At 69.7% G+C, this 8,653-nt stretch carries 8 protein-coding genes; 7 read left to right on the top strand and 1 reads right to left on the bottom strand.

The features are described from left to right. Positions 1–91 precede the first annotated feature (91 nt). On the bottom strand, positions 92–391 hold the full coding sequence (locus ABZ863_RS34550; RefSeq protein WP_358543906.1) for a nucleotidyltransferase family protein: 300 nt from the start codon (positions 389–391) through the stop codon (positions 92–94). Positions 392–510: 119 nt separating this feature from the next. Between ABZ863_RS34550 and ABZ863_RS34545 the strand changes: the two genes are divergently transcribed. From ABZ863_RS34545 to ABZ863_RS34515, 7 genes are all read left to right on the top strand, one after another. Further along, positions 511–1,401 (top strand): MoxR family ATPase, encoded by an 891-nt coding sequence (locus ABZ863_RS34545; RefSeq protein ID WP_358543903.1) that lies wholly within the window; start codon positions 511–513, stop codon positions 1,399–1,401. 31 nt (positions 1,402–1,432) lie between these two features. Beyond that, positions 1,433–2,554, top strand: a complete 1,122-nt coding sequence (locus ABZ863_RS34540; protein ID WP_358543901.1) for a VWA domain-containing protein — start codon at positions 1,433–1,435, stop codon at positions 2,552–2,554. Further along, entirely contained in the window at positions 2,547–3,671 is a 1,125-nt protein-coding gene (locus ABZ863_RS34535) for an XdhC/CoxI family protein (protein WP_358543898.1), read from the top strand. The genes ABZ863_RS34540 and ABZ863_RS34535 overlap by 8 nt, the downstream gene beginning before the upstream one ends. A gap of 292 nt (positions 3,672–3,963) precedes the next feature. Further along, positions 3,964–4,506 carry a (2Fe-2S)-binding protein gene (locus tag ABZ863_RS34530; protein ID WP_358543896.1) on the top strand — a complete coding sequence of 181 codons (543 nt, stop codon included), beginning with the start codon at positions 3,964–3,966 and terminating at the stop codon, positions 4,504–4,506. After that, entirely contained in the window at positions 4,507–6,921 is a 2,415-nt protein-coding gene (locus ABZ863_RS34525; RefSeq protein WP_358543893.1) for a xanthine dehydrogenase family protein molybdopterin-binding subunit, read from the top strand. Continuing rightward, a complete protein-coding gene (locus tag ABZ863_RS34520) occupies positions 6,918–7,772 on the top strand; it encodes a xanthine dehydrogenase family protein subunit M (protein WP_358543890.1) in 855 nt (284 codons plus the stop codon). The genes ABZ863_RS34525 and ABZ863_RS34520 overlap by 4 nt, the downstream gene beginning before the upstream one ends. 97 nt (positions 7,773–7,869) lie before the next feature. Further along, positions 7,870–8,559 (top strand): SRPBCC family protein, encoded by a 690-nt coding sequence (locus ABZ863_RS34515; RefSeq protein WP_358543887.1) that lies wholly within the window; start codon positions 7,870–7,872, stop codon positions 8,557–8,559. The last annotated feature ends 94 nt before the right edge of the window (positions 8,560–8,653 follow it).

Here is an 8,653-nt window from a genome sequence, read left to right as displayed (position 1 = left end):
GCCATGACGGAGTCATGGTGACCGACGACAACGCGGCGAGGCGCCATCTGGGCACCGCGCAGCCGGTACGCGATGGTTCTCAGACGCGCTCTTAGACGGGAGCCGCGAGTTCCCTCGCCTCGGCGAGCACCTCGTCACGGACGATCCAATGCAGCCCTTCCTTGGGCACGAGATCGACCGGCCGACCGAACAGGGACGACAACTCGTCCTGAAGATCGAAATAGTGCATACCGAGGTCGTTGCCGGATGCGCGCACGTAGAGGATGTCCACGTCGGACTGCGGTCGCAGTTCGCCACGGGCCGCGGAACCGAACACCGCCAGCTCGGCGATACCGTACTTTCGGCACAGCCCGGCGAGCTGGGGCCGTAGCGCGTCGAAGTCGATCTCCACAGGCTCGAACTCTCTGTTGGCTGTGACGATATCCGCCGGTCATGGACACGCCGAGTATGGCCGCCGACGCCCACAGAGCCCGATCGTTGCCGCCCGGCTCAACCCTTAGGCTGGCAGGTGTGACGCGCGATATCACCGATCCGGTCGGCTCGCCCGAGAAGCTGGCGAAGCTGCTGGAGAACATCGGCTACCTCGCCGACGAGGGCGTGGCGACCGCGGCGTTTCTGGCCCTGCGCATGGGCAGACCGTTGTTCTGTGAGGGGGAACCGGGCACCGGCAAGACGTCGCTTGCCGTGTCGCTGGCCGAGGCGCTCGGGCTGCCGCTGATCCGGTTGCAGTGTCACGAAGGCATCGATGCCGCGCAGGCTCTCTACGAATGGGACTTCCCGCGCCAGCTGCTCCACCTGCGTGCGCTGGAGGCCGCCGAGGGAGGGCGGCTGGACGTCGACGTCGCCGAGCAGTCCCTCTACACCGAGCGGTTCCTGCTCGCCAGGCCACTGCTCCGTGCGTTGCAGTCCGCGCCGTGCGTGCTGCTCGTCGACGAGATCGACCGCGCCGACGACGAGTTCGAGGCGTTCCTGTTGCAACTGCTCGACGAGAACACGGTGACCATTCCCGAGTACGGCCAGGTGCGAGCCGACGTGCCACCGCTGGTGGTGCTCACCTCCAACCGCACCCGCGAGGTCCACGACGCGCTCAAGCGCCGGTGCCTCTACCACTGGCTGGAGCACCCGGGGCTGGCCCGCGAGATCGCGATCCTGCGCAGCCGCATTCCCGGCATCGGCGAGCGGCTCGCCCAGCAGGTCGCCGAGGCCGTGCAGCGGCTGCGCACGATGGAGCTGCTCAAGCCGCCCGGTGTCGCCGAGGCGCTCGACTGGGCGAATGCGCTCATCGCACTGGGCCGTGACGAGCTGCACGCCGAGTCGGCGGCGACCACTCTTGGCGCCGTGTTGAAGTACAGCGAGGACATCGACCGGGTCCGCGACCGCCTCGACGCACTGCTCGCCTAGCCGAGGTCACCGGCGGGGGCACAATAGTGATGTGAACGCGCCTGCCACGGCCACTCCGCTGCCTGGGCTCGTCGGTTTCGCCGGGGTCCTTCGGGAAGCGGGGCTGTCCTGTGACGCCCACCGGGTGCAGGCCTACCTTTCCGCTGTCGAACGCCTCGACATCGGCGATGCAGCTCAGTTGTACTGGGCCGGCAGGCTCACACTGTGCTCGGACCCGGATGATCTCCCGCGTTACGACCAGGCGTTCGCCGCCTGGTTCCGCGCCGAGCCGCCACCGAGCAGGCGCACCACCGCCCAGCAACCGCAGCGGCCCAGGATCGCCGCGCTGACCTCGGCGGACCGTGGCGGCGGCGAGGGCGACCCGGAGACCGGCGAGCAGTTGAGTGTCGCCGCCAGCGACGTCGAGGTGCTGCGGGACCGCGATCTCGGCGAGCTGAGCCCCGCCGAGCGGCGGCACCTGCGGGAGCTCATGAGCGCGCTCGCTCCGCAGCTGCCCACCCGGTCCTCCCTGCGATACCGGCCCGCGCACCGCGGCCGGCTCGATCCAGGCCGCACGTTGCGTGCGATGCTCGCCGACGGCGGCGAGACCGGGCGGCTCGCCTACGCGCGCCACGGTCCGCGCCGGCGGAAGCTGGTACTGCTCATCGACGTCTCCGGTTCGATGAAGCCCTACGCCGACTCCCTGTTGCGCTTTGCCCACGTCGTCGTGCGCAGCGCGCCGGCACAGGTCGAGGTGTTCACGCTCGGCACCCGGCTGACCAGGGTGTCGCGCCAGCTGCGCCAGCGGGACCCGGAACGCGCGATGCTCGCCGCCGGGCACGCCGTGGCCGACTTCGCGGGTGGCACGCGCCTCGGGGAGACCCTGCACGGCTTCCTCGACCGCTGGGGCCAGCGCGGTCTCGCGCGGCAAGCTGTCGTGGTGGTCTTCTCCGACGGCTGGGAACGCGGAGATGTCACGCTGCTCGGCGAGCAGGTCGCGCGTCTGCACCGGCTCGCGCATGCGGTTTTCTGGGTGAATCCGCACGCGGGCAGGGAGGGTTACGCTCCCGTCCAGTCCGGGATCGCCGCGGCGCTTCCGCATGTCGATCGGTTGCTGGCCGGGCACAGCCTCGCCACATTGGAACGACTTCTCCAGGAGATCCGTGATGCATGACGTGCTGGACGAGTTGCACCGCCGCTGGTCGTCGGGGGAGACGGTGGGCGTCGGGACCGTGGTGGCGACCTTCTCGTCGGCGCCGCGGGCTCCTGGCGCGGCGATGCTCGTGGGAGCGGACGGCTCGGCCGTGGGCAGTGTGTCCGGTGGCTGCGTCGAGGGTGCCGTGTACGAGCTCGCACAGGAGGTCGTCGACGACGGCACCCCGGTCCTGCAGCGCTACGGCGTGAGCGACGACGATGCCTTCGCTGTCGGGTTGACCTGCGGCGGCATCATCGACATCTTCGTGGAGCGGGTCGACCGGGAGTCGATGCCGGAACTGGGCGAGCTGGTCGGCTCGGTGCGGGAAGGGCGGCCGATCGCGGTCGTCACCACGATCGAGCATTCCGATGCCGCGCTACTCGGCAAGCGCATGCTGGTGTGGCCCGACCGCGCCACCGGCAGCCTCGGCTCGCCGCGGATCGACGACGCGGTCGTCGACGACGCCCGCGGCCTGCTCGCAGGCGGGCGGTCCGGGACGCTGCACTACGGCCCGGACGGGCAGCGCCGGGGCGAGGGTATGGCGGTGTTCGTCAACACCTTCGAGCCGCGACCGCGGATGCTGGTGTTCGGTGCGATCGACTTCGCCGCCGCCATGGCGCGGATGGGTACGTTCCTCGGGTACGAGGTCACGGTGTGCGATGCGCGGCCGGTGTTCGCGACCAAGACCCGTTTCCCTGAGGCGCACGAGGTGGTCGTCGACTGGCCGCACCGTTACCTGTCGGCGGAGGCCGAGGCGGGCCGCATCGACGGCCGCACCGTGATCACGGTGCTGACGCACGATCCGAAGTTCGACGTGCCCCTGCTGGAGGTGGCGCTGCGGCTCGGCGTCGGCTACATCGGTGCGATGGGCTCGCGCCGCACCCACGACGACCGGATCGCGCGTCTGCGGGAGGTGGGGATCACCGACGCCGAGCTGAAGCAGCTGGCCTCACCGGTGGGCCTCGACCTCGGGGCCCGCACCCCCGAGGAGACGGCCGTCTCGATCGCCGCGGAGATCATCGCGCTGCGGTGGGGTGGTGGCGGGCGCAGGCTGTCCGACCTCGACGGGCGCATCCACAGTGAGCTGGAGCGCTGACCGGGCTCGGCCACCGATCGAGCGATCGTGTCCCGCATCCACGGACTGAATCGGCGTACGTCTCCGCGGCTGCGGAGCGACGGTGTTCGTGGGCTTGCCCGGGGGTTGTCCCGGAAGGCGAGACGTAGCAGGCTCGGCTGTGAGGCCGATCACCGGCTACGGTGATCGGCTTAGAGGTTGCGCGGATAGGGGCTGTCGTCGCGAAGCAGACATTTGCTCTATCTGCGCGAGCTCTCAGGCCGTTCCCCAGCGGCCCGCTCGCGGGGCGGGCCCAGCCACCACAGGAGGCCCCATGCGCATCACCGTCACAGTCGACGGCACCAGCTACACCGACGATGTCGAGCCCCGCATGTTGCTCGTTCATTACTTACGGGAGCGGCTCGGCAAGGTAGGAACCGTGGTCGGGTGCGACACCAGCAACTGCGGCGCCTGCACCGTCCATCTCGACGGGCACAGCGTGAAGTCGTGTTCGGTGCTCGCCGTGCAGGCCGACGGCAGCGAGGTCACCACCATCGAGGGGCTCGCCCGCGACGGCCAGCTCCATCCTGTGCAGCAGGCTTTCCATGACAACCACGCGCTGCAGTGCGGTTACTGCACACCCGGGATGATCATGCAGTCGATCGACCTGCTCGCCGACAACCCGGACCCCGATGAGCACGCCGTCCGCGAAGGACTGGAGGGCAACCTCTGCCGGTGCACCGGCTACCAGAACATCGTGCGCGCCGTGCGCGACGCGGCACACCACATGCGGCCGGGGGCAGGTCCGGAAGCCGAGCGCGTATCCGGCGAGCAGGCCGGCACCCGTGCCCCTTCGGGCGTCGGAGGGGGTGAGTGAATGACTGCCACCGTACAACCCGAGGTCGGCAAGGCGCGGCTACGCAAGGAGGACGAGCGGCTGATCACCGGGCGCACCCGTTGGACCGACAACATCACGCTGCCCGGCATGGTCCACATGGCCATCCTGCGCAGCACCATGGCGCACGCCAGGATCGTCAGCATCGACACCTCGGCGGCGAAGGAGATGCCGGGCGTCGTCGCCGTGTTCACCGGTGACGACCTCGACCCCGAGGGCAAGATCGGCCTGCCCAACGCGTGGCCGATCACGCCGGACCAGAAGGCGGCGCGGCGCCCCGTGCTCGCACAGGGCACCGTGAACTTCGCAGGCGAGGGCGTGGCCGTTGTGGTCGCGCGTAGCGCGGGCGAGGCGGAGGACGCGCTCGCCGAGATCGACGTCGAGTACGACGAGCTGCCCATCGTGCTGGGCCTGGAGAACGCGCTCGCCGAGGGCGCGCCGCTCGTGCACGAGGAGCTGGGCACCAACCGCAGTGCGCTGTGGGTGTTCGACTCGGCGCAGGCGGGCTCGGGCGGTGAGGTCGAGCAGGCCATCTCCGATGCCGAGGTGGTCGTCAAGCGCCGGTTCCGCCAGCAGCGGCTGGTGCCGTCGTTCATGGAGCCCCGCGCGGTCGCGGTGGACCCGACCGCGCCGCAGCTCACGATGTGGTCGGCCACCCAGGTGCCGCACATCCTCAAGACGATGGCGGCGCTGGTGCTCGGCCTGCCCGAGCAGCGCATCCGCGTGGTGGCACCGGACGTCGGCGGCGGGTTCGGCGGAAAGCTGGCCGTCACGCCCGAGGAGTTCGCGACGTTGCTCGTGGCGCAGAAACTCGGCAAGCCGGTGAAATGGACCGAGGGCAGGTCCGAGACCATGGTCGCCGCCCATCACGGCCGTGACCAGATCCAGGACCTGACGATCGCCGCCAAGCGTGACGGCACGATCACGGGGTTCAAGGTCGAACTGCTCGCCGACATGGGTGCCTACCTCGGCATCGTCGGCGGTGGCGTGCCGATCCTCGGCGCGTTCATGTTCAACGCGATCTACAAGATCCCGGCCTACCACTTCGCGTGCACGACGGTGTTCACCAACACCACCCTCACCGACGCCTACCGCGGCGCCGGCCGGCCGGAGGCGACCTTCGGCGTGGAACGGATGATGGACGAGCTCGCCGCAGAGCTCGGCATGGACCCGATGGAGCTGCGCAGGAAGAACTGGATCACGCACGAGGAGTTCCCGTTCACCACCGTGTCGGGCCTGACCTACGACTCGGGCAACTACGAGGCCGCCACCGAGAAGGCCATGGAGCTGTTCGACTACGCGGGCCTGCGGCGCGAGCAGCGGGAGCGCAGGGAACGCCGGGATCCGGTCCAGCTCGGCATCGGCATCTCGACGTTCACCGAGATGTGCGGTCTCGCGCCGTCGCGGGTGCTCGGCAGCCTCGACTACGGCGCCGGCGGCTGGGAGTACGCGTCGATCCGGATGCTGCCGACCGGCAAGGTCGAGGTGGTCACCGGTAGCTCCCCGCACGGGCAGGGACACGAGACGGCGTGGAGCCAGATCGTGGCCGACCAGCTCGGTGTGGCGTTCGAGGACGTCGAGGTGCTGCACGGCGACACACAGTCCTCGTACAAGGGCCTCGACACCTACGGCTCGCGCTCGCTGACCGTCGGTGGCATCGCCGTGGTGAAGGCCGCAGAGAAGGTCATCGCCAAAGCGAAGAAGATCGCCGCGCACATGATGGAGTGCGCGGAGGACGACCTGGAGTTCAGCGGCGGCAGGTTCACCGTCAGGGGAACCGACCGCTCCACCGGCATCGCCGACATCGCGCTCGCGGTGTTCGCGGCGCACGACCTGCCGGAGGGCGTGGAGCCGACCCTGGACTCGGAGGCGGTGTTCGACCCGGAGAACTTCTCCTTCCCGCACGGCACGCACCTGTGCGCCGCCGAGGTGGACACCGAGACCGGCGCGGTGCGGCTGCGTTCGTACATCTCGGTCGACGACGTCGGCAAGGTGATCAACCCGCTCATCGTGGAAGGCCAGATGCACGGCGGGCTGGCGCAGGGCATCGCGCAGGCGCTGTTCGAGGAGGCGGTGTTCGACGAGAGCGGCACGCTGATGTCCGGCACGTTCGCCGACTACCTGCTGCCCTCGGCGGCGGACCTGCCATCGTTCACCACCGACCGCACCGAGACGCCGTCGACGACGAACCCGCTCGGCGTCAAGGGTGTTGGCGAGGCCGGCACCATCGCCTCGACGCCGGCCGTGGTGAACGCGGTCGTCGACGCGGTACGGCACTACGGAGTGAACGACATCGAGATGCCGCTGTCGCCGATGCGGGTGTGGCGAGCCGTCCACAGCACCGGGGCCGGTGGCGGTCTTGGTTCGATCGACGCGGCACACGGAGGTGCTCAGTGATTCCCGCTCCGTTCGACTACGTCGCGCCGTCCACTGTGGACGACGCGGTTCGCGCGCTCGCGGATGCCGGCGAGGACGCCAAGGTTCTCGCCGGCGGCCAGAGCCTGCTCCCGGTGCTGCGCATGCGGCTGGCCGCGCCGACGAAGATCATCGATCTCGGCCGGATCGCGGAGCTGCGCGGTGTGCGCGAGGAGCGTGGCTCGCTCGTGATCGGGGCCATGACCACGCACTACGAACTGCAGCGAGATCCGCTCGTTCACGAGCACGCGCTGTTGCTGGCCAAGGCGACCGACACGGTGGCTGATCCCCAGGTGCGGCACCGGGGAACATTCGGCGGCTCGATCGCGCACGCGGACCCGGCAGGTGATCTGCTCGCGCCCGCGCTCGCACTCGACGCCGAGATGGTCATCCGCGGCATGGACGGCCAGCGCACGGCGGCAGCGGCCGACTTCTTCGAGGACTTCTTCACGACCTCGCTGGGGCCGGACGAGATCCTCGTCGAGGTACGGGTGCCCAAGCACACCGGCTGGCCGGCGCACTACGAGAAGTTCAACCGGGTGGCGCAGGCGTGGTCGATGGTCGGTGTCGCCGCCACGGTGCGTGCAGAGGGCGACACGATCGCCGAGGCCAGGGTCGCGCTGACCAACATGTCCTCGGTGCCGGTGCGGGCGCGCACCGTCGAACAGGCGCTGGTCGGGCAGCGGGCCACCGCCGAGACGATCCGTGCCGCCGCGGAGCATGCCGCCGAGGGCACCAACCCGACCGTCGACGGCAACGCCGACGTCGAGTATCGGCAGCATCTCGCGCGGGTACTCACCGGAAGGGCGATCTCGGCCGCCATGGCAGGCTGAAGGGTCCCCCAAGGCCACCTTAGTTGCGTTGAATGCAACTAAGGTGGCCTTGGGGGTAGTTCCACAAAGGTTCGGATCAAGGGAAGGAGGTCGGCCCGTGCGGCTCGACCACGAGTTCACCGTTCCGGCGTCCATCGACGACGTGTGGAAGGCCGTGCTCGACCCGGAACGGGTCGCGCCCTGCATGCCGGGAGCCACGCTCACCTCGGTGGAGGGTGACACGTTCAAGGGCACGGTGAAGGTCAAGCTGGGGCCGGTCTCGTTGCTCTACAAGGGATCGGGCGAGTACCTGGAGAAGAACGAGCAGGCCCGCGAGATCAAGATCAAGGCCTCCGGCAAGGACACGCGTGGCGCGGGTACCGCCGCGGCCACCGTCACCGTGACCCTGACCGCGGAGGGTACGGGCACCAAGGGCGCCGTCGCGACCGACCTCAACGTCACGGGGCGGCCCGCGCAGTTCGGCCGTGGCATGATTTCCGAGGTCGGCGGCAAGATCCTGGACACCTTCGCCGACAATCTCGCCGCCGAGCTGAGTGGGGTCGGCAAGGAGGCCGCCCCGGCACCGGCCGCGAGTGCCGCCACTGCCGAGGCGCCGGCGGCCAGCGCCGAGCAGCCGAAGCTCGAGCCGGTGCAGCCGCCGAAGGAAGCCGAGGCGATCGACCTCTTCGACTACGCGGGTGCCTCGGTGGCCAAGCGCCTCGCTCCGGTGCTCGCCGGTCTGGCCGCCTTGTTCGGCGTGATCGCGATCGTCCGGGCCGTGCGCCGCCGTCGCTGTTCCCGCGCCTAAGAGCGCGTCTGAGAACCATCGCGTACCGGCTGCGCGGTGCCCAGATGGCGCCTCGCCGCGTTGTCGTCAGTCACCATGACTCCGTCATGGCTCC

This window comes from Saccharomonospora sp. NPDC046836 (genome assembly GCF_040645195.1).
Taxonomy (GTDB): domain Bacteria; phylum Actinomycetota; class Actinomycetes; order Mycobacteriales; family Pseudonocardiaceae; genus Prauserella_A.
The sequence above is the reverse complement of the archived record's forward strand: the minus strand, read 5'-3'. Positions and strand labels throughout refer to the sequence as shown.